The 16,907-nt window shown below is 35.4% G+C and carries 32 protein-coding genes and 16 tRNA genes; 47 read left to right on the top strand and 1 reads right to left on the bottom strand.

What is annotated here, in order from left to right:
• The first annotated feature begins 14 nt into the window (after positions 1-14).
• The 37 genes from ABS916_RS09885 (at position 15) to ABS916_RS09700 (ending at position 12,112) form a co-directional block, all read left to right on the top strand.
• A complete protein-coding gene (locus tag ABS916_RS09885; RefSeq protein WP_350451729.1) occupies positions 15-407 on the top strand; it encodes a beta-sandwich lipoprotein in 393 nt (130 codons plus the stop codon).
• 40 nt (positions 408-447) lie between these two features.
• Positions 448-519: transfer RNA gene (locus tag ABS916_RS09880), tRNA-Asn, on the top strand.
• 155 nt (positions 520-674) lie between these two features.
• Positions 675-758 (top strand) — tRNA-Tyr (locus ABS916_RS09875).
• A gap of 4 nt (positions 759-762) precedes the next feature.
• Positions 763-834 (top strand) — tRNA-Glu (locus ABS916_RS09870).
• Between the two features lie 365 nt (positions 835-1,199).
• Positions 1,200-1,285, top strand: a tRNA-Lys gene (locus tag ABS916_RS09865).
• A gap of 147 nt (positions 1,286-1,432) precedes the next feature.
• Positions 1,433-1,504: transfer RNA gene (locus ABS916_RS09860), tRNA-Met, on the top strand.
• A 230-nt stretch (positions 1,505-1,734) separates the two neighbouring features.
• Positions 1,735-1,806: transfer RNA gene (locus ABS916_RS09855), tRNA-Thr, on the top strand.
• A 73-nt stretch (positions 1,807-1,879) separates the two neighbouring features.
• Positions 1,880-1,950, top strand: a tRNA-Arg gene (locus tag ABS916_RS09850).
• A gap of 337 nt (positions 1,951-2,287) precedes the next feature.
• Positions 2,288-2,359, top strand: a tRNA-His gene (locus ABS916_RS09845).
• 72 nt (positions 2,360-2,431) lie between these two features.
• Positions 2,432-3,100 carry a hypothetical protein gene (locus tag ABS916_RS09840; protein ID WP_350451728.1) on the top strand — a complete coding sequence of 223 codons (669 nt, stop codon included), beginning with the start codon at positions 2,432-2,434 and terminating at the stop codon, positions 3,098-3,100.
• 59 nt (positions 3,101-3,159) lie between these two features.
• On the top strand, positions 3,160-3,543 hold the full coding sequence (locus ABS916_RS09835; RefSeq protein ID WP_350451727.1) for a cyclic-phosphate processing receiver domain-containing protein: 384 nt from the start codon (positions 3,160-3,162) through the stop codon (positions 3,541-3,543).
• A 374-nt stretch (positions 3,544-3,917) separates the two neighbouring features.
• Positions 3,918-3,989, top strand: a tRNA-Ile gene (locus ABS916_RS09825).
• Positions 3,990-4,033: 44 nt separating this feature from the next.
• Positions 4,034-4,351: a hypothetical protein gene (locus ABS916_RS09820; RefSeq protein ID WP_350451726.1), complete on the top strand. Its 318-nt coding sequence runs from the start codon at positions 4,034-4,036 to the stop codon at positions 4,349-4,351.
• 125 nt (positions 4,352-4,476) lie between these two features.
• Positions 4,477-4,559, top strand: a tRNA-Leu gene (locus tag ABS916_RS09815).
• A 106-nt stretch (positions 4,560-4,665) separates the two neighbouring features.
• Positions 4,666-4,738 (top strand) — tRNA-Leu (locus ABS916_RS09810).
• A 164-nt stretch (positions 4,739-4,902) separates the two neighbouring features.
• On the top strand, positions 4,903-5,334 hold the full coding sequence (locus ABS916_RS09805) for a GatB/YqeY domain-containing protein (RefSeq protein ID WP_350451725.1): 432 nt from the start codon (positions 4,903-4,905) through the stop codon (positions 5,332-5,334).
• Between the two features lie 11 nt (positions 5,335-5,345).
• Entirely contained in the window at positions 5,346-5,657 is a 312-nt protein-coding gene (locus ABS916_RS09800) for a hypothetical protein (RefSeq protein WP_350451724.1), read from the top strand.
• A gap of 23 nt (positions 5,658-5,680) precedes the next feature.
• Positions 5,681-5,753: transfer RNA gene (locus tag ABS916_RS09795), tRNA-Arg, on the top strand.
• 10 nt (positions 5,754-5,763) lie between these two features.
• Entirely contained in the window at positions 5,764-6,105 is a 342-nt protein-coding gene (locus tag ABS916_RS09790; protein WP_350451723.1) for a hypothetical protein, read from the top strand.
• A gap of 1 nt (position 6,106) precedes the next feature.
• Positions 6,107-6,361, top strand: coding sequence for a hypothetical protein (locus ABS916_RS09785; RefSeq protein WP_350451722.1), 255 nt, complete (start codon positions 6,107-6,109; stop codon positions 6,359-6,361).
• Between the two features lie 42 nt (positions 6,362-6,403).
• The gene (locus tag ABS916_RS09780) at positions 6,404-6,664 is read left to right on the top strand and encodes a hypothetical protein (protein WP_350451721.1); all 261 of its coding nucleotides are present in this window, start codon (positions 6,404-6,406) and stop codon (positions 6,662-6,664) included.
• 15 nt (positions 6,665-6,679) lie between these two features.
• Positions 6,680-6,750 (top strand) — tRNA-Ala (locus tag ABS916_RS09775).
• A 154-nt stretch (positions 6,751-6,904) separates the two neighbouring features.
• Positions 6,905-6,976: transfer RNA gene (locus tag ABS916_RS09770), tRNA-Val, on the top strand.
• 231 nt (positions 6,977-7,207) lie between these two features.
• Positions 7,208-8,731 carry a DUF2828 family protein gene (locus ABS916_RS09765; RefSeq protein ID WP_350451720.1) on the top strand — a complete coding sequence of 508 codons (1,524 nt, stop codon included), beginning with the start codon at positions 7,208-7,210 and terminating at the stop codon, positions 8,729-8,731.
• 26 nt (positions 8,732-8,757) lie between these two features.
• Positions 8,758-8,829 (top strand) — tRNA-Phe (locus tag ABS916_RS09760).
• Positions 8,830-8,969: 140 nt separating this feature from the next.
• The gene (locus tag ABS916_RS09755) at positions 8,970-9,197 is read left to right on the top strand and encodes a hypothetical protein (RefSeq protein WP_350451719.1); all 228 of its coding nucleotides are present in this window, start codon (positions 8,970-8,972) and stop codon (positions 9,195-9,197) included.
• A 2-nt stretch (positions 9,198-9,199) separates the two neighbouring features.
• Positions 9,200-9,478 (top strand): hypothetical protein, encoded by a 279-nt coding sequence (locus tag ABS916_RS09750; RefSeq protein WP_350451718.1) that lies wholly within the window; start codon positions 9,200-9,202, stop codon positions 9,476-9,478.
• A gap of 11 nt (positions 9,479-9,489) precedes the next feature.
• A tRNA-Cys gene (locus ABS916_RS09745) sits at positions 9,490-9,578 on the top strand.
• Positions 9,579-9,597: 19 nt separating this feature from the next.
• Positions 9,598-9,798 (top strand): hypothetical protein, encoded by a 201-nt coding sequence (locus ABS916_RS09740; protein WP_350451717.1) that lies wholly within the window; start codon positions 9,598-9,600, stop codon positions 9,796-9,798.
• A complete protein-coding gene (locus ABS916_RS09735) occupies positions 9,782-9,919 on the top strand; it encodes a hypothetical protein (RefSeq protein WP_350451716.1) in 138 nt (45 codons plus the stop codon). Before ABS916_RS09740 ends, ABS916_RS09735 begins: the two co-directional genes overlap by 17 nt.
• Positions 9,920-9,996: 77 nt before the next feature.
• Positions 9,997-10,464: a hypothetical protein gene (locus ABS916_RS09730; RefSeq protein ID WP_350451715.1), complete on the top strand. Its 468-nt coding sequence runs from the start codon at positions 9,997-9,999 to the stop codon at positions 10,462-10,464.
• Between the two features lie 3 nt (positions 10,465-10,467).
• Positions 10,468-10,719 carry a hypothetical protein gene (locus ABS916_RS09725; RefSeq protein WP_350451714.1) on the top strand — a complete coding sequence of 84 codons (252 nt, stop codon included), beginning with the start codon at positions 10,468-10,470 and terminating at the stop codon, positions 10,717-10,719.
• Positions 10,707-11,030, top strand: a complete 324-nt coding sequence (locus ABS916_RS09720; protein WP_350451713.1) for a hypothetical protein — start codon at positions 10,707-10,709, stop codon at positions 11,028-11,030. The genes ABS916_RS09725 and ABS916_RS09720 overlap by 13 nt, the downstream gene beginning before the upstream one ends.
• Before the next feature lie 29 nt (positions 11,031-11,059).
• Positions 11,060-11,389, top strand: coding sequence for a hypothetical protein (locus tag ABS916_RS09715; RefSeq protein WP_350451712.1), 330 nt, complete (start codon positions 11,060-11,062; stop codon positions 11,387-11,389).
• A 38-nt stretch (positions 11,390-11,427) separates the two neighbouring features.
• Positions 11,428-11,631: a hypothetical protein gene (locus ABS916_RS09710; protein WP_350451711.1), complete on the top strand. Its 204-nt coding sequence runs from the start codon at positions 11,428-11,430 to the stop codon at positions 11,629-11,631.
• Between the two features lie 6 nt (positions 11,632-11,637).
• Entirely contained in the window at positions 11,638-11,895 is a 258-nt protein-coding gene (locus ABS916_RS09705; RefSeq protein WP_350451710.1) for a hypothetical protein, read from the top strand.
• A gap of 19 nt (positions 11,896-11,914) precedes the next feature.
• Positions 11,915-12,112 (top strand): hypothetical protein, encoded by a 198-nt coding sequence (locus ABS916_RS09700; protein WP_350451709.1) that lies wholly within the window; start codon positions 11,915-11,917, stop codon positions 12,110-12,112.
• A gap of 181 nt (positions 12,113-12,293) precedes the next feature.
• On the opposite strand, the gene ABS916_RS09695 is transcribed toward ABS916_RS09700, so the two are convergent.
• Positions 12,294-12,950 (bottom strand): helix-turn-helix domain-containing protein, encoded by a 657-nt coding sequence (locus tag ABS916_RS09695; protein WP_350451708.1) that lies wholly within the window; start codon positions 12,948-12,950, stop codon positions 12,294-12,296.
• 330 nt (positions 12,951-13,280) lie between these two features.
• On the opposite strand from ABS916_RS09695, the gene ABS916_RS09690 reads away from it, so the two are divergent.
• The 10 genes from ABS916_RS09690 (at position 13,281) to ABS916_RS09645 (ending at position 16,898) form a co-directional block, all read left to right on the top strand.
• Entirely contained in the window at positions 13,281-13,448 is a 168-nt protein-coding gene (locus ABS916_RS09690) for a hypothetical protein (protein WP_350451707.1), read from the top strand.
• Between the two features lie 4 nt (positions 13,449-13,452).
• Positions 13,453-13,611: a hypothetical protein gene (locus ABS916_RS09685; protein ID WP_350451706.1), complete on the top strand. Its 159-nt coding sequence runs from the start codon at positions 13,453-13,455 to the stop codon at positions 13,609-13,611.
• Positions 13,612-13,631: 20 nt separating this feature from the next.
• Positions 13,632-13,829, top strand: a complete 198-nt coding sequence (locus ABS916_RS09680; RefSeq protein ID WP_350451705.1) for a hypothetical protein — start codon at positions 13,632-13,634, stop codon at positions 13,827-13,829.
• 1 nt (position 13,830) lies between these two features.
• Positions 13,831-14,001 (top strand): hypothetical protein, encoded by a 171-nt coding sequence (locus tag ABS916_RS09675; RefSeq protein ID WP_350451704.1) that lies wholly within the window; start codon positions 13,831-13,833, stop codon positions 13,999-14,001.
• 384 nt (positions 14,002-14,385) lie between these two features.
• Entirely contained in the window at positions 14,386-14,550 is a 165-nt protein-coding gene (locus ABS916_RS09670) for a hypothetical protein (protein ID WP_350451703.1), read from the top strand.
• Complete coding sequence (locus tag ABS916_RS09665) at positions 14,547-14,768, top strand: hypothetical protein (RefSeq protein ID WP_350451702.1); 222 nt, start codon at positions 14,547-14,549, stop codon at positions 14,766-14,768. The genes ABS916_RS09670 and ABS916_RS09665 overlap by 4 nt, the downstream gene beginning before the upstream one ends.
• Before the next feature lie 32 nt (positions 14,769-14,800).
• Positions 14,801-15,412 carry an HNH endonuclease gene (locus ABS916_RS09660; protein WP_350451764.1) on the top strand — a complete coding sequence of 204 codons (612 nt, stop codon included), beginning with the start codon at positions 14,801-14,803 and terminating at the stop codon, positions 15,410-15,412.
• 224 nt (positions 15,413-15,636) lie between these two features.
• On the top strand, positions 15,637-16,212 hold the full coding sequence (locus ABS916_RS09655; protein ID WP_350451701.1) for a hypothetical protein: 576 nt from the start codon (positions 15,637-15,639) through the stop codon (positions 16,210-16,212).
• A 73-nt stretch (positions 16,213-16,285) separates the two neighbouring features.
• Positions 16,286-16,453 carry a hypothetical protein gene (locus ABS916_RS09650; RefSeq protein ID WP_350451700.1) on the top strand — a complete coding sequence of 56 codons (168 nt, stop codon included), beginning with the start codon at positions 16,286-16,288 and terminating at the stop codon, positions 16,451-16,453.
• A gap of 1 nt (position 16,454) precedes the next feature.
• A complete protein-coding gene (locus tag ABS916_RS09645) occupies positions 16,455-16,898 on the top strand; it encodes a hypothetical protein (protein WP_350451699.1) in 444 nt (147 codons plus the stop codon).
• The last annotated feature ends 9 nt before the right edge of the window (positions 16,899-16,907 follow it).

The raw sequence follows: 16,907 nt of genomic DNA, 5'->3' as shown, positions 1-16,907 counted from the left end.
AAAGGAGATAGCTAATGAAAAAGTTCAAAAAATGGTTTTTAATTATGGCACTATCAATTTCCTTAGTTGCTTTAGGAGCCTGTACAGATGCTGAAGTTGCCTCGCAAAGTTTAAGTGAAGATGCTGATAACTTTAAGGTGCAACGAAAGATTACTTTCATTAATACTGTCAGCGATGAAGTGTTATATACGATTGAAGGTCAAATGTCGGTTAATGCTGACCAAGAAGATAATCAATTAGAAATTATGGCAAAAACAGGTGAAAATGAATTTCAAAAACACATTTTAGGCTTATCTCCAACAACGGTTTATATTGTTGAACAAGTTGATTGGGTTCAAGCGAACCAATATCAATTTAAAATCACTATTAAACCAAGTGCTTTGGTTCCAGAATTTGAAGTACGATAATTAAATACTTAGAAGCCATCTATTGGCTTCTAGTAAATTTTGACTAGTAGCTCAATGGTAGAGCGCTCGGCTGTTAACCGAATTGTTGGAGGTTCGAATCCTCTCTAGTCAGTAAAGAATCTTACAGCAATACTAAACCCTACAAACAATCTTGAAAATTGGTGGTCTAGGTTCGAATCCTAGTAGGCTTAACAGACAGCCTGTGGTGTAACGGTAGCACATATGGTTTGATTCTTGTCTATTATGGAGTGTCTGTTCTCCATTAACGGGTCTCTATGCAAATTGGTGAAGCAAGCGGACTGTAAATCCGTGACGTAAGATACGCTCTAGGTTCGAATCCTAGGGGGCCCATTCTGGTCCGTTGGTCAAACGGTTAAGACGCTACCCTTTCAAGGTGGAATTACGAGTTCGATTCTCGTACGGATCATAAAGAATGATACAGCAATCTCTTAAAAAATCTAATAGATGATATTAAGAGGAGCCGCAGACATAACCGACAACTAGTCTGCGAGTTCAAATATGTCGGCGTGAGAGGTTTTTTCTAGGTACTTACCCTTTAGCTACGTAAATGCTAAAACTTATAAGGTCTAAAAATCATTCTTGTTTACTTATTGCCTGTCACTTAAAGAACGAAACAGCAATCCTCTAACTAATAATGGGAACTATGTTAATAGTTATATTCTTATTGATTCATAGGTTTATGCCAATGAATTGATCGCTGGTTTTTTCTAGGTACTTCCCTTGAGTGCGTGAACTCTAAATTAGGTCTAAACTTTCGTTCTTGTTATTTTTGCCTTCATAGCTCAGTGGTTATCCGAAAGGTGTAGAGCATCCGGCTTTTAACCGGAGGGTCCTAGGTTCGAATCCTAGTGGGGGCATAGAACCAAACAGCAATTAACTATAAAAAACTAAACTTTTAATTTAGCATATTTTATTTATTGGTTCTAGTTTACTGTCTGTTGTAGGTTTACCGAAGTCGTCTCATAAGCGATTTGGATGTGGTTCGAATCCACTAATAGACATTTTGCGGGAGAGTGAAATGGTCTCACGTTGGCCTCATAAGCCAAAAACATCAGGTTCGATTCCTGTTCCCGCAATTATGGTCATATAGGGCAAAGGCAGTCCCACCACGTTGTCAGCGTGTGTACATGCGGGTTCGACCCCCGTTGTGACCGTTTAGAGAGTATGGTTGAATAGCTACCAAGGGTCTATTCAATAGGTTAACCCCATGTTAATTCTCTAAAAATGTTGGCTATCTCGTCATAGCCCTTTACACAAGTTGATAGCTGCTAGAGTAAAATCTATCCAGTTCCCTCAACTTGGTTACGCTGGTTTAGTATAACGGCTATTACTCTGGCTTTGTAACCCAGGAATGGGAGTTCGATTCTCTCAACCAGCATTAAAAACCGAGGACACAGGATGGAGGATTCTGAATTGGTCATGAACGATTCAGACGTGTAGGTTTTTATTTTCGGCAGTTCGTTTAATGGAAGGACACCACGCTACGAACGTGGAAACAGGGGTTCGACTCCCTTACTGCCGGTAGGTACAGGAATGACATTCGCTGTATCGAGCCTTGCGGATATAATCTGGCAAGTTTTTAAACCGTGCTGGGGGCTAACCATAACGGTATTTTTTATGGCTCTGCTAATATGGAGTCTTACGATAGGGTTGTGAGTGTACACCTCAAATTAGCGATTAAAACTCTCATAAATTTTGAAGCGAGTATTGCTGCGCCCCTTAATAATGCGTACCAAGCAATGCCAATATTAAAAGAGAGGGTCCCCTTAAAGGTGGGGTTAAAGAGGAGCCCGATCTCTTTCGCCCAAAAGTGGAGAGCAAAGATACTATTCTTTCTCTCTTGGGCGCTTTTTATTACACCCGTCGTAGTATAATGGTTATTACATCTGCTTGTGGCGCAGAAGATGAGAGTTCGATTCTCTTCGGCAGGATTTCTTATTTGAAAATTTTTTCTTATCATGTTATAATATATTATAAGGTTAAATAAGAAAGGATGTTTTAAAATGTTCTATGTAAGTTTAGGGGTTATTGGTCTTGGTTTCTTAATGTGTAGTATTTCCGTTCTTAAATCTGATAATTTCAAGCAAAAGTTTGCTGAGAAAAAAGCACAAAAGATCAAGAATAAAAAATTAAAAAATCGGAATCAAGATGCTATGGCATTAAAAGATCCAACAACAGAATTTATTAAAAACACAATAGTAATAGGTAATTGTGATTATGAGTCTGCTGTAGAAGCTATTAATTATAATATTTTTACAGAAGATATTGAACGTTATGATTACACAAGGTGTTTAATTTCTTATGGAGGAAACTTAGATAAAGAAAAGGCTGAGTTGTTTAAAACATTTTTTAATTCTGATAATTTTTCTAAAACAGAATTAGAAGAAGTTTCTTATTTGATACTACTTAAAATCAATACTTTTTTCCCTTCTTTTGCAAATTGTCTTATAGCATATGAAGATAAAGAAAACCCACATAATCTACGTAAAAAAGCTACGGAATCAATGTGGGAAATTTTGAATGAAGTTGCTATTGATACTATGGTTCCCTTATTAGAAGCTAAAAAAGAAAATAAAGAACTCGAAAAAACTGTTTATGATAGACAGCTTGAATCCTTAGAAGCTTTAATTGAATTGGATAAAGAAATTTACAGCCGATATAAAGGAAATTAATTGACAAATTTCTTTTAAAATGTTATAATTAATTATAAAGTTAAGAAAGGAAGTTCATTATGAAAAGAATTTTTATTGATGATTTACGTAAATGCCCTAATGGATGGACTCTTTTCAGAACTGGAGAAGAATTTCTTGAATGGCGTAAAGCTAATCCAGATGTTGTTATTGATGTAATTGCATTTGACCATGACCTAGGAGAAGGAGTTTCTAATGGTTATGAAATTGTTCAAGATATGGTAGAATTAGATTCTATCAATACCGAGAATATTGGTAAGATTATTTTTCACACTGACAATTTAATTGGTTTGAAAAATATGTATTTTTACCTTACTAATGCTCAAAAACATGGAATGTTTGGGAAGAATACAGTTATTGAATCTCAAAAACGTAATTGTATTGATGGTAAATTTAGTTTTAGTCCTTTTAAGGTGGCATTTTAGCCACCAATTATGGAGAGTCTTGCATATCGGTAGTGCTGGCTAGTCTTGAAAACTAGTGGCGGTAAAACGTCTAGGGGTTCGAGCCCCCTACTCTCTTTAGAAATCTTAATAAAGGTATGGAGTCGCCCATTGCTATCATACTATAAAAAAGTCAATACTCACGACCTTGGTGCACAAAGGTTAAAGTCTCGTCAAGACTGAGTAAACACCTGGATGGGTTCACCAGATTAAGATTTCACTTGTTACTGCTCGTTAAAGAGTTTCTTGTGGCCCACGATATCATGCAGACAAGGTGGACTTCAGAAATAAGCTAGTCATGCAGAAAATGCTTATAGTAACTTTAATAGCTAGGGTTTGATTCTCTAAGCTATTACACCGATGTAGCTCAGTGGTAGAGCAGAGTCTTGATAAGGCTAAGGTCGAAGGTTCGAATCCTTCCGTCGGTATTTGCCGAGAGGCAAAAAATAGACAGATAGGGAGATAGATAGATATGATTTTACAAATTAACAAAGTTAGGAAAGCAGCTAAAGGCGATATAGTTAAGGAAACTACCGACTATATCGATGGGGTGTCTAGAACATTCACTTCACTCAATGAAGTTACTGCCGTAATGAAAGATGGATCACAGCTTATCATCCGCATGGAATATGATGATGATGATATAATTACTGATAATCCTTTAGATTTAGGCAAAGATTTAGATTTAGTTATAAAAATAACTCCTTTGGAACCCTTTTATATTAGTTATTATATAACTAAGGTATATTTACTAAATGATGAAGGTAAAACTTTACAAAAATTAATGTAATTATAAGTGCTTCATAAGGGTATAACAGGCCCTGTTATATATATTCGCCTTAATTGGAAAACTATACCTCTTATAGTTTACGACTTACGCCTTCAGCGGAGAAACGTTTTTAGAGAGGTAATTTTGCGAGAGTGCTGGAATTGGTAGACAACACTGACTTAGAATCAGTGGCTCTTAGAGCGTAGGGGTTCGAGTCCCCTCTCTTGCATTATCTTATGCGGAAATAAGCTGTTTGGTACAGCCCCTCCAGCTAGGAGGGAGAGCTAGGGTTTGCCCCCACTGAGTTCGATTCTCAGTTTCCGCTTTTATATTATGGCGCTTTAGTCCAACGGCAGAGACATGGGACTTAAAATCTCAACAGTCTGGGTTCGAATCCCAGAAGCGCTATTGTTTTATTCTGCGTTCCCAGCCTTAAAAATACAAGGAGTATAACTGGGCTCCAAACCCAGAGGCAATGCGTTCGATTCGTAGGGGGCGTGTTAATTATTATTGATTTTTATTGTATAAAATGATATAATTATTATAGAAAGTTAAGAAAGGATGTTTCATATTTGAGTACATTACAAGACAAAATTGAAAAAGATTTAGTCGATGCTCGAAAGAGTAAAGATGCTGAAAAAGCTGGTGTATTACAGTTAATCAAAGCATCCATCGAAAAAGAGCAGATTGCTAAAAAAGCAAAGCTTACCGAAGATGAAGTTATTGCTCTTGTTAAAAGGGAACATAAACAAGGAAAAGAATCTTTAGATGCTGCTGTTGAAGCAGGACGTAAGCATTTGATCAAATCTTATTCAGATAAGTTAGTTATTATTGAGCAATATTTGCCAAAACAACTAACAGAAGATGAAATTCTTAGCATTTTAAGTAATGCTGGTGCTAAAAAAGGTGACAATATTGGTAAACTAATGGGTCTTGTAATGAAAGATTATAAGTCTCAAGTAGACGGCGCCTTGGTTAAAAAAGTAATTACAGACAATTTCTAGGGGGTAGAAATATGGACGAAATTTTTGACGACAATCTTGACATCTTTGGAGCCTTAAACTGGTTTGCACAAGAAGAAGGATTGATTGATAAATATGGGTCTTATGAAGAAGCTGTTAAACAAGATATCGATCCTGATAAGGCAGTTGCTCTAGCAAATAAACTGTATGGTATCTTGCAAAAAGATTATGAAGTTCGTTTGCAGCTAACAGAAGAAGCTTTGTTGAATAATCAATACGAAACTTACGGATTCAATGATTTTGAAATGGCTAATATAATGAATCGTTTGAAGGACAACCCACCACAGCGTGAAACTTTAATTTAGACTGGCTACAACCCAGTCTTTTTGCTCCCGTAGCTTAACTGGAAAAGCACATTCCTTCTAAGATTGCGAGTACAGGTTCGAATCCTGTCGGGAGTGTTTAACTTTAATGAAAGCAGGTATTTATCCAATGACAAATGGAGAAAAGAATTTCTTAAAATTTTATGATGCCGAAGAAGGAATCTACGAAGGGGATGGGCGTCTTCGAGAAGAAATCAGTGATTACAATGAAACAATTATCTATTTATTTGAAGGCTCAGTTGTAGATCATGAAGTTACAGAAGTAGGCGATCATTATGTTAGTTTTCGTGATGTATTTCAGATTGATAATCGTTTCTTTGCAGTTGAATATGTAGGTGTGGGGAAAGACCTCGATGAATATGTTGACTTTAGCTATCCTGTTGAAGTAAAGCCAGTCGTAGTTTCAAAAACTGTTTACGAGGAGGTCTAGTATGGGAATCGAGCCAATCTTATTTTTAGTTCCAATAGCAATTCTCTCTGTACTCTTGGGAATTTTAAGAGGAGTCTTTAGGGGAGAAAAAATTGGTAAAATATCTACAATAGCTGACTTAATTGTAATTTCTATATTAATTGTAGGTTTTACTTATTTTTTAATTGTGATGTCTAGTGGTATTTTACTTATTTGTTTGTTTTTAGAGTGCTTTCTCTTCTATGAAGTGCTTATTGATTTGAAAAATAATTATTAATATGTTATAATTAATTATAAAGTTAAGAGAGGAAGTTATAAAATGAAAAAATGGAAGATTTATGCTGGCTCTTTAAATGAAGCCGAGTATATTGAAACTTTTGAGGGTACTGAAGAACAAGCTGCTAGATACGCTTGGGAATGTGCTTGTGAAGATTTTGAATCCTATGCTGGCTTGCACGGTACTCGTGATATTACAGATATCATGGCGGAAGAAAATGTTGAATGGGATGAAGCGGAAGACATCTTTAATGATGAGCGTGAATCCTGGTTAGATTATTACGTTATTGAACAAAAAGATTAAGGCTTCGGCCTTTTCGGGGGATTAGTTTAGCGGGAAAACCCTAGATTTGCAATCTAGTATCAGGAGTTCGACTCTCCTATCCTCCATTAGTACCAGTATAGCACGATTTATAGGCGGAAAACCGGTCAATGCTCCTTAAAATTGTACTACTTACCTGTAAATTGGACTACTTATCTACGGGTTATCCGAGAATATGCGCAAATTCTTGGGGGAGTGAAAGTCTCTAATCTGGTACGAACCGCACCTTTAGTTCAGCGGGAGAACGCTACCCTTACAAGGTAGATGTCGGTGGTTCGATTCCATCAAGGTGCATTAAGAAGCTAACAGCAATTACAACTATTAATGAAAAAGATAAGTTGTGGGTTCGAATCCCACCTGGCTATGCCAGAGGCTCAATGGCAGGGCAATCTTCCCAATAGATACGCTTCTTGTAGTACATAATTTAAGAACCTTACAGCAAATTAATATGTTTAATTCAAATATTAAAAACATTTTGGTTCTTGAGTTATTTTTAACCAAAAGAGAAAAAGGAGAGAAATAACTATGACATTTTTAGACAATTTAAAAGAGGAAACAACAGTTGGGCGCACAGCAAATGGTGCAAGCACTTTTACATCTAGCTTGAACGCTAACCTAGATTTTTACGCACAAGCTGGTTCAATGCGACAAAATAAGGCTGCAATCAAACCTTTGTTCGCAAAAGCTTACGATGAAGATCGTGAGATTGCCCTTCGTAACTTGATTCACTTACGTAACATTCGTCTTGGCGGTTTAGGTGAACGTGATGCGTTTCGTATTGCTGTTCAATATCTGATCGATGCTAAAGACTATAAAGCGATTACTATGATCGCAGAATCTGTCGGCTACTTCGGTCGTTGGGATGATTTAGTTGCAATTATGGCTAAAGACACCAAAACGTTCGACATTGGTATTGAAGTCTTGAAAGAGCAGTTTGCTCAAGATTTAGATGCAATGGAAGCTGGCGAAACTGTTTCATTGATGGCTAAATGGGTTCCTAACGTTAGCGTTAAGAGTGCAGAACGTCGTCATATGGCGCATCGAATTGCTAAAGCTTTAGGATACACACCTCGTGACTATCGTAAAGTAATGGTTAAACTACGCTCTTACATTGGCGTACTAGAAGTTAAGCTTGCTGCTAAGGAGTATAGCTCAATTAACTTTGAGAAATTACCTTCAAAAGCATTGTTCCGCTACCGTGCTGCATTTAATCGTCACCTAGAAGACGAATACCAAGCATTTATCGAAGCTGTTAATAGTGGAGAAAAACAAATGAATGGTAAGCTAATGATGCCTCACGAAGTTGTTCGTGCCTATGGAGAGGTAGCATTCGGCTGGAGCCAAGTAGAACCAGTAGACGCTGTACTAGAAGCTACATGGAAGTCAATGGACGATGTTCTAAAGGGTGTCGAAGACAATGCTATTGTTGTTGCCGATACTTCTGGTTCAATGACCTCTACTGGTGGATGGGGTTCTAATAACACTGTAGCACCATGGAATGTTGCGGAAGGTCTAGCAATTTATACTGCTGAACGCCTAGAAGGAGCATTCAAGAATAACTTTATCACATTCTCAACACGTCCACAACTGGTAACACTACCAGAGCATGGGACATTGCGTGATAAAATGAAAGAGTATCGTAAGCATTCAATCATCGATAGTACCAACATTGAAGCGGTCTTCGATCTAATCCTAGACACAGCTGTTAAAAATGGTACTCCGCAAGAGGACCTTCCAAGCAAAATTGTTATCATTTCAGACATGGAATTTAACATTTGCGCACGAAATGCTTCATTAAATAACTTTGACAATGCTAAACGCAAGTTTAACGCTCAGGGTTATGAATTACCATCAGTAGTATTCTGGAACGTGAATGCTCACGGTGGTAACATGCCAGTTCGTTTTAACGAACAAGGTGTGGCGCTTGTGTCAGGGTTCTCAACTAACGTCTTATCTGCTGTTCTTGGTGGAGAAATCTCTAGTCCAGAAGAAATGATGTTAAAAGTTCTAAACAAACCTGAGTACGATTTTATCAAGCTCGGTTTATAATAAATCTGCCCCTTCGGGGGCTTCTAGTTCCTTTAGCTCAGTCGGTAGAGCAATCGGTTGAAGCCCGATGCGCACTGGTTCGATTCCAGTAGGGAACATACGGTTGGGCTGCTCAAGGCCCAACTGATAACCCAGGGGAGCGCTTACATTCCTTTCTCGCTCTTTTGGGCTTTTTATTTGTTATTTTTTATATAATATGATATAATTAATTATAAGGTTAAGAAAGGAAGTTATAAATATGATTAAGAAGAATTTTTTAACAATTATCAACATTCACTTTGAAGATGAAGCTTTATTAATTGATTTAGATACAAATAAAGTTGTAATGCAAGGTGATTATTATCACAATAAAATTCTTGACAAAATTGAGGGTTTTGTTAAAGGATTGGAGTATGCCGGTTATGAAGTAAATATTTCTACCGAGCATGGTACACATGAAGATTTTGTAGTTGGAGAGGAAGGATAGTTATGGAAGATGCTATGGAGCAAATTGCAGATAAGTATTGGACTGACTGGAGCATGCTGCAATCTGGATATCACAAGACTATCATTGATGAAGAAGGCAACTCTCATGATTTAAGAGAAGAGCTAGAAGCTTATTTGAAAGAAAACTTCATTGGTTACGACTTTGTTCATGTTGATCTTGGATATCAAAAAACAAAAGAACTTTACATAGTTTCTTATGTAGATGAAAGCGACCTTATTGTCCGAACTAACGTATTTAAATTAATTAATCCTGACTATTAAGTCAGTATTATGGTGGTGTAAGCAAGCTGGTTGAAGCAAACAGACTGCAAATCTGTAGGAAAGAAATTTCCCATCGTGGGTTCAAATCCCATCACCATCTTTAGGAGGTGTATTGGTATATGTTTAAAGATCAAAAAGGAAATATTTACTCATTCGGTGGCTTTTGTGAGCATCCTATTGATGGACGCACTTACATTGGTCATATAGACCATGCACCCCATGTTATTGGCTTTGATAAAAAGGGAAATAAGCATTTTATCCCTATGATCGATGCTGAATTTATAGAAGAAGAGGAGAATGAAGATGCCAAAGAAAACTAAAGAAATTAAACAAACCCCACTTACTCAAGGAGTGGATCTACGGGATTGGCTAAAGGGTCAACCTAAAAAATTCCAAACGCAGGTTTGGAAACAATATAATAAAAAAGAGAAAGCTAGCTAAAGCTTTCTCTTTTTTGATTTTTATTATTTAAAATGGTATAATATATTATAAGGTTAAATAAGAAAGGGAGTTTTAAAATGGCTGTGATATTAATAATTTTCTTTATACTTTTTCTTATAATTTCTGCTAGTGTTTGGGAGTCAAGTGGAGTTTTATTCTCTTTTATTATGATAGTAATTCTTGGTTTTTGGGTGTATTCAGCGAATACTTATAAAATTGAAAAAACTGTAACGACCGAAGAAATTCCTATCTATAGTATAACTACTGACAAGAATTTTCAATTAGGTTACTCAGAGGATAGATATAAATTCTATATCAAAGATAATGAGGGAGCATATAGAGTAAGCACAGCACCAATCGAATCTCCTTTATATATGTCTGATGATGTAGAGCCACATGTCTCTGTCACAACAACAACGAACGGAGAACTACCTTGGTATCATCGTATTGCAATGTTCGGCTTTGAAAGATCTATTGATACCATAGAGTACAAAATATATGTTCCATCTAACACAATTAAACTAGACTTTAATTCTGGAGGTTAAAATATGGCAATTAAAGCTAATCATAATTGGCTTTCTTCTAATGAAAACAAGAAACTTTTCCAAGAAAAGCAAGAATATTTTGAAAAAGTAACTGGATTAAAAATCAAACATGCTTACGAAAAACGTTCCTTTTGCTCAGGTTTTGCTCATGAAATGGTAATATTTGAAGCAGAAGGCAATATCTATGCAATAGATGATAACCATAAAATTTATATTCGTAAGGATGAATGGGAGGAATACCAATGGCAGAATTAAGATTCCATGATGTTGATAATCATGATGTAAGTAGACTAATTGATATATTAGCTGGTTATAAGGTTGAGGTTATTTTAACTCCAGAAACATTAAGCTTTGAAGAATTAGACAAAGAGCTACCAAAAGAAATGACTCTGTTTGTGGATAGATGTTATTTAATTGATGGGCGTCCTTATTTCTTCTTAGATGTAGTAGATGAGCAAGAGGCTAGATTTCTTATATTTGAAGATGATTATGGCTCGATCTTCTCTATTGAAGAGCAAACTATAATTAATTACCACATTGTAGAAAGAGAGGATATTAAAAAATGAAGATTTTAGAACTGTATGGTGATAAAACGATGTACGCTATTATAAATCGAATTATCGATGATGAAGTTGAAACTAAGACTGGGCTTCAAGAACGCATCTATGAAGTGTTACCAGTTAAAAAGTTAGACTTTACAGATGAAGATGTACAAGTTATTGAAATTACTTCTCAAGGATCGCAGAAAGCCCAAGAGCGTGAGATAGATAGTATTGTACTTCATATTCATGAGTTTCGGCGCATTATTGATGGTAATGTTGTTAAAACAATGCGAAGCTATCATATTGTTCCAACATTACAAAGCGATGAAATACTTTCAGAAATCTTGGATGAAAAGCAAGCACAGTTGAAAAAATTTAGATAACATGATATAATATTTATATAATAGAAAGGATGATTGTTATGGGTTTTACTAAATCGGAGTTTTGGTTGTCAGTTTACATGGGGGTTGCATTTAGCTTATTGTTCACTTTCTTTGCTGGTGGGTCGATTGTATTATTCGTAGCTTACTTTATGGCAATGTTTATGTGGACCTTGTTATCTTATTTCATTGTTAAAGTATTAGGTAAGATCGATTTCTATATTAAAAGAAAAATTTGGGGGTAGATTTATATGAACAACTTTGCTAGCTTAGAAAAAACTATGCCACCTGTTGCGTTTGAAGTTCCTGATGGATTCTTGATTCATCAGTTGACTGAAGATTTCTATGTTGTAGCAAGGGAAGACATTACAGTCGGCATGGAATCTATCCAACAAGAACCAACAGACGCTGAACTTGACACTCTGGCGGACCGAGCTGCCAAGCGCCAACGAGAGATTGAAGAATCTCTCAACCCAACAATCTCGATGTTTTGGACACAATTTGAATAAAAAAGGAGAACGATGCACTATGGATAAAATTAAAGAAAACTTGAAAGATATGATCTATTTTCCAGACGAACGTACTCGTGAAGCATATTTTGCTGACTTAGAAAAAGCTGTTGCAGATGCAGGCGTTGATCATGACGACGCAGATGGACTTACTAAAATCGCCAACAAGTTGGCAGATGATAAGGGCCTCACTCATGAACCTAAAGCTGCTGATTAATGAAACACCCCATTACTGCCACGGCAGTTATACGAAACAAACAACAAGGCACACATACAAGCTTGGCGCCCGATACATCGTCACTGATTCCTTGATCGCTTTTGGGGACACAGTAGAATATGATGAAAAAGAAGAAATATACAGAAAAAAAGCCTAGACAATTAAGTTTAGGCTTTTTTATTTAATCTTCAATGTTAGTTGCGGTTGGAATATCGCCGACTTTTTCAAAACCACCTGTGATAGAGTCTGCTACGTTTGTAATATAATAAACATCGTAGTCTTTAGTTGATTCTTCTTTAATCTTAACCTCAATCAGACCGAGTTGGTTTAATGTATATAGAATATTGTCTAGTTTCCTGTAATTAGCAGAGCCATTGCTCTTTTTCCATACGCCCTGAATTATATGCGAGCGTGTAAAGTAAAATGCTTCATGACCTTTATGCTTGTGATAATTATACATAGCCCTAAAATAAGAGTAAAGAGCTAACATTTCATCTTTTGCTGTAATATCAGAGAAGAAGTTCAATACTTCTGCACTAACTGTTGTATAGCGTGTTTTATCGTATTTGAGGACATATCGATCTTCTAGGTCTTCAACAAAGTTATTATTAAGTAATTTATTCATTTGATTATAGACTGTAGCTCGTGTGACCCCAAGTTTCTTTGCAATCTTGGTGGGTGAATAGTCTTCTTTTAACACATAGCGGAAGCCCCCATTGTCAAAGAAATCCCACGCAGAGATCGATTGAAGATAACCATAAAGCTTATCCACTTTAATTAATGACATAAACACATCGTCGGTCGGAAATTGATTGTTGTAAATAATACCGTCATTCACTATTTTTATCACCATCCTTCAAGCTATATCAAAGATAAATAGGGTTGAATCTAGTTAAATGCCCATATAATTATACAGAAATGTATAGCGCCTAGTTGATTTTTTACGTTAAAGATGTTATAATATATTATAAAGTTAAATAATAAAAATTATAAAAAGGATGGATGATTAATATGAAAAAAGTTGCTAGAGTAATTCTATTTTTACCTTTGTTAGTTTTGGCATTTTTGTTTTCGACTATTTGGTTTTTGTATAGAAAAACAGCTTATTACTTCTGTTGTTTAATGCTTTTCTTGCTTAATGTAGGAGAAAAGACTTCTGATTTCTTAAATGGGAACTATTAATATGGAAATTATATTAGCTATAATCGTATTATTAGTGTTGTATGGTATCGTTGTACTTATTGCTGCTATATCCATAATCTTACCTATGATGATTATTCTTTTGATTATTTGGTTGTTAATAGTGATTGTTGATAAAATGAAAGAAGGAGATTAGAATTATGACTATTGGACAAAAATTAATGTTGATTGGAGCAGTAATGATTATATTAGGCTTTATCATGTTATTAGTTTCATCTTTTGGACTCGTTTCTTTGGCAATAGCACTCGCATCATTTATGGTTGTTGGATTCTGTATTATGGAAGATTTATTCTTTTAAAGAAAGGGAGGAGAAGTTTTATGAGTAAAAAGAACAAAATATTCTTCATTTCTTTATTTATTTACTGTACAGTAGCAACAGTTGCCTATTTTTCATCATTATTGCTAACCGGTCTAATTGCAGCTATACTTTCTTTCATCGCTCATGGTATGTTGTTTTTAATGATGATAGGTATTATATATTTAGTTATTGATATTATAGAACAAGAGAGGCGTTAGAATGAACAAATTCACAAATATTTTCTTTATTGTCTTAGCAGTAATCATTCTGCTTACTATGTTATATTTTGAGCCAATTCCAGTATTAATTTCGTTTATTACAGCAGCATTATTTTCATATTTCGATGGAGAAGAGGAGTATCAAAATGGAAAAAGAAAAAACAAATATTAACTTAGATGAATTTTATTTACAGAAGAAAGCGATCTAGGAGGTTATCCATGTTCAATAAGATAAAAGCTATAGATTTGTTCTTAGGTGGAGTGACGCTAGTCATATTTGGTATTTCTTGTCTTCTCTTAGAAATACCAGTAATAATTAGCTTACCAGTAACTACTGCTTTTTTAATAATGTTTTACATTGATGCAAGAAAGCGAGGAGGTTGACCCATGTTCAAGCGCATTAAAAGGATAAGTTCCAAAGAATGGTATTATTACGGATGGGCCATGATATGGCTTGGTGTTATTGGTATTGTGGCGAATATAGCGGTAAGTCTTTTTGTAAGTTTATTTATTGGAATAGTAATTTCTATGTTCACTCATTAGGGGGGGAGCCAATTTGAATAAAACAGTTTTACACATATTGATGATCATCATCGTCGGAGCCATCACCGTACTAATTGCGCCCATATTGATCGCACTCTTGGGGGTTATCCCAGGTTTAATGTTGACAGTTGTTGTTTTAGCCTTTATGGTATACAAGGAGGAGAGTCAGGACATATGAAAGAAAGATTGAAAGACGCATTTAAAAACACACTTGCTTTATTTATTATCTGGGTTGCTATACTAGCAATAGGTACTGTTCTCGTATTTTTAATTGGGTTAGTTGCACTTCTTAGCCTTCCTATCCTAACATTTTTGGTCTCTTTAGTTGGTTTATTTTTATTTATATTTTTGGTAATGTTTATTATAGAATATATTGCAGATCTCTTTTTGGGATGAGCAACGAAAAAAATTTGACGGATTGACATCAAATTTGTATAAAAGGAGGTGATTTTATCGAAGAATTAGAAGAATGGAGACCTTTTGGTCCTCCTTACGAGGATATCACCGAGGGATATTTAGTTAGTAATCTTGGTAGGATCATGGATATAAAAACAGGGCGTATTTTATCACAACGAGAATCTAGTGATGGACTTGGTTATTATCGAGTACAAATAAGAAACAGTAAACTAGCATCTAAATTAGAAATGGTCCATAGGTTGGTTGCATCAGCTTTTGTAGAAGGATATCAAGAAGGAATGGTAGCAAATCATATTGATTGTAATCCTAGTAATAACAGAGCAACAAATCTTGAATGGTTAACAACCAAAGAAAATCTTAATTATAGAAGTCCTAATACTTTATTTAAGAAGTATAAAGCTGTTTATTCTTATACTAAAGATGATGAGTTAGTGCGTGTATATGCGGCTCAAGAAATTGTAAAATATGACAATCATATACCTAGTCGTGTTGGTGAAGTTACACGAGGTGCAGCTCATAGCCACCATGGTTTAAAATGGGGAGTAGTTGGAGACGATCTCTGGGTGTCTACTTTCAGAGAGATCTATGAGGATGATATAGACTATTTTACAGTTCATTGGTGATGGTCAAAAAAGTAGGCATAATTTTTTTCGCACTAAAACACGTGTTTTGTAAAAGAAACTTCGCTTAAATTATATTATACTCGGCTACGCCTCGTACTACATTATATCGTAATATTTAACTCGCTAACGCTCGTTAAATATTACTCTTACGTTGGCGCCGGCGGTTAAAAAGTTTATGTTTCTAGTCCTCCATTGTTATTGAGGTTGAAAAGGAGGTCTGCCAAATGATATATCTTGCTTTTGCAGCGTTCATATTTTATATGACATTGAAAAACGTTCGTTCGGTGGGTGGGTTTGATAAAGGCCTCGATTATATAGTAGCTACTATAACGATGTTTATATTTACATTTGTATTTATAGTATTTACTGCCTGGGCCATGATAGCATTACTGCCTTCACGAGAGGTATATGAACAAACACCATTGGTAGAAATAAAACTTGATGATTCGGATATTCCAACATACGTTACGATTAGTGGTGAACCTGGCGAAAGAGTTTATAATTATATAGTGAGGGATGAAAATGGCTCGTTTGTTATTAAGACAGCTCCTGCGACTGATACAAAGGTTAAAGAGAGCGCCGATACAGATGTTCCTTCGTTCACATATAACTATGAGGTAATTGATATGACTTCGCCATTATGGAGTTTTGTGGCACGTTGGGTATTCTTGTTGGATGATTATTTAAAGACAGATGAAAATAGATATTTCAATATTCCTTTAAATAGTGTTCGCCGAGATTATGAGTTGACCATGGACGATATATTTAAACAATATGAGTACAGAGAGACAGGTAAGTAGAAATACTTACTTGTTTTTTTGTTTTTAAAATGATATAATTAATTATAGAGTTAAATAAGAAAGGAAGATTTTGATGAACACTTATCATGTAGAGATTCGTGAGGTAACTACAACAACAATCGCTGTTCAAGCTGATTCTTTAGAAGAGGTCTATGGAATGAGTTCTTATGAAATAACAAATGAAAATATTGTTGCGGCACCTGATTCTTATTTTGAAGTCGTTAGCGCAGAGGAGGCCTAATATGGAATATACTTATGTATTACCTATCGGAGACTGGTCGAAGGATGGGCATAGTCAGTCAGAGAATATCACAATGGAAATGAATAAATCTAAGGAAGAAATTATTGATGCCTATCATAAGACTACTGAGTTATTGAATATGACTTTTGATAGCAATGATATGATAGGGTCCAATCCTATTCGATTGATTAATAGTTGGGACGATAATAAAATAAATAAAGAAGTAGCTGATATCTTGTCTCAGCATGGAGTTGATCTTGAATTATTTGATAATTTTTTAGGTAATTATTACTTCGATGCTGAAGAAGCTGCTGTATTGTTCATGGAGTTTGTTAAGATTTCATTGCCAGATCTTGAATATAAGCGTGTTAATGATAAGATACCTTATTTGTTTGGTTACTGGGGAGATTTGAATATTAGTGTTGGCTATGGAGTATTCGGGTAGGAGGAAGAT

Origin of the sequence: Carnobacterium sp., from assembly GCF_040274945.1 — a bacterium.
GTDB lineage: Bacteria > Bacillota > Bacilli > Lactobacillales > Carnobacteriaceae > Carnobacterium_B.
Note: the sequence above shows the minus strand (reverse complement) of the source record. Positions and strands in the feature narration are given on the sequence as shown.

Coding starts and splice junctions, on each gene's coding strand:
- ABS916_RS09885 (WP_350451729.1), top strand. CDS start 15: ATGAAAAAGTTCAAAAAATGGTTTTTAATTATGGCACTATCAATTTCC.
- ABS916_RS09840 (WP_350451728.1), top strand. CDS start 2,432: ATGTTCTATGTAAGTTTAGGGGTTATTGGTCTTGGTTTCTTAATGTGT.
- ABS916_RS09835 (WP_350451727.1), top strand. CDS start 3,160: ATGAAAAGAATTTTTATTGATGATTTACGTAAATGCCCTAATGGATGG.
- ABS916_RS09820 (WP_350451726.1), top strand. CDS start 4,034: ATGATTTTACAAATTAACAAAGTTAGGAAAGCAGCTAAAGGCGATATA.
- ABS916_RS09800 (WP_350451724.1), top strand. CDS start 5,346: ATGGACGAAATTTTTGACGACAATCTTGACATCTTTGGAGCCTTAAAC.
- ABS916_RS09790 (WP_350451723.1), top strand. CDS start 5,764: ATGAAAGCAGGTATTTATCCAATGACAAATGGAGAAAAGAATTTCTTA.
- ABS916_RS09785 (WP_350451722.1), top strand. CDS start 6,107: ATGGGAATCGAGCCAATCTTATTTTTAGTTCCAATAGCAATTCTCTCT.
- ABS916_RS09780 (WP_350451721.1), top strand. CDS start 6,404: ATGAAAAAATGGAAGATTTATGCTGGCTCTTTAAATGAAGCCGAGTAT.
- ABS916_RS09765 (WP_350451720.1), top strand. CDS start 7,208: ATGACATTTTTAGACAATTTAAAAGAGGAAACAACAGTTGGGCGCACA.
- ABS916_RS09755 (WP_350451719.1), top strand. CDS start 8,970: ATGATTAAGAAGAATTTTTTAACAATTATCAACATTCACTTTGAAGAT.
- ABS916_RS09750 (WP_350451718.1), top strand. CDS start 9,200: ATGGAAGATGCTATGGAGCAAATTGCAGATAAGTATTGGACTGACTGG.
- ABS916_RS09740 (WP_350451717.1), top strand. CDS start 9,598: ATGTTTAAAGATCAAAAAGGAAATATTTACTCATTCGGTGGCTTTTGT.
- ABS916_RS09735 (WP_350451716.1), top strand. CDS start 9,782: ATGCCAAAGAAAACTAAAGAAATTAAACAAACCCCACTTACTCAAGGA.
- ABS916_RS09730 (WP_350451715.1), top strand. CDS start 9,997: ATGGCTGTGATATTAATAATTTTCTTTATACTTTTTCTTATAATTTCT.
- ABS916_RS09725 (WP_350451714.1), top strand. CDS start 10,468: ATGGCAATTAAAGCTAATCATAATTGGCTTTCTTCTAATGAAAACAAG.
- ABS916_RS09720 (WP_350451713.1), top strand. CDS start 10,707: ATGGCAGAATTAAGATTCCATGATGTTGATAATCATGATGTAAGTAGA.
- ABS916_RS09715 (WP_350451712.1), top strand. CDS start 11,060: ATGTACGCTATTATAAATCGAATTATCGATGATGAAGTTGAAACTAAG.
- ABS916_RS09710 (WP_350451711.1), top strand. CDS start 11,428: ATGGGTTTTACTAAATCGGAGTTTTGGTTGTCAGTTTACATGGGGGTT.
- ABS916_RS09705 (WP_350451710.1), top strand. CDS start 11,638: ATGAACAACTTTGCTAGCTTAGAAAAAACTATGCCACCTGTTGCGTTT.
- ABS916_RS09700 (WP_350451709.1), top strand. CDS start 11,915: ATGGATAAAATTAAAGAAAACTTGAAAGATATGATCTATTTTCCAGAC.
- ABS916_RS09690 (WP_350451707.1), top strand. CDS start 13,281: ATGGGAACTATTAATATGGAAATTATATTAGCTATAATCGTATTATTA.
- ABS916_RS09685 (WP_350451706.1), top strand. CDS start 13,453: ATGACTATTGGACAAAAATTAATGTTGATTGGAGCAGTAATGATTATA.
- ABS916_RS09680 (WP_350451705.1), top strand. CDS start 13,632: ATGAGTAAAAAGAACAAAATATTCTTCATTTCTTTATTTATTTACTGT.
- ABS916_RS09675 (WP_350451704.1), top strand. CDS start 13,831: ATGAACAAATTCACAAATATTTTCTTTATTGTCTTAGCAGTAATCATT.
- ABS916_RS09665 (WP_350451702.1), top strand. CDS start 14,547: ATGAAAGAAAGATTGAAAGACGCATTTAAAAACACACTTGCTTTATTT.
- ABS916_RS09655 (WP_350451701.1), top strand. CDS start 15,637: ATGATATATCTTGCTTTTGCAGCGTTCATATTTTATATGACATTGAAA.
- ABS916_RS09650 (WP_350451700.1), top strand. CDS start 16,286: ATGAACACTTATCATGTAGAGATTCGTGAGGTAACTACAACAACAATC.
- ABS916_RS09645 (WP_350451699.1), top strand. CDS start 16,455: ATGGAATATACTTATGTATTACCTATCGGAGACTGGTCGAAGGATGGG.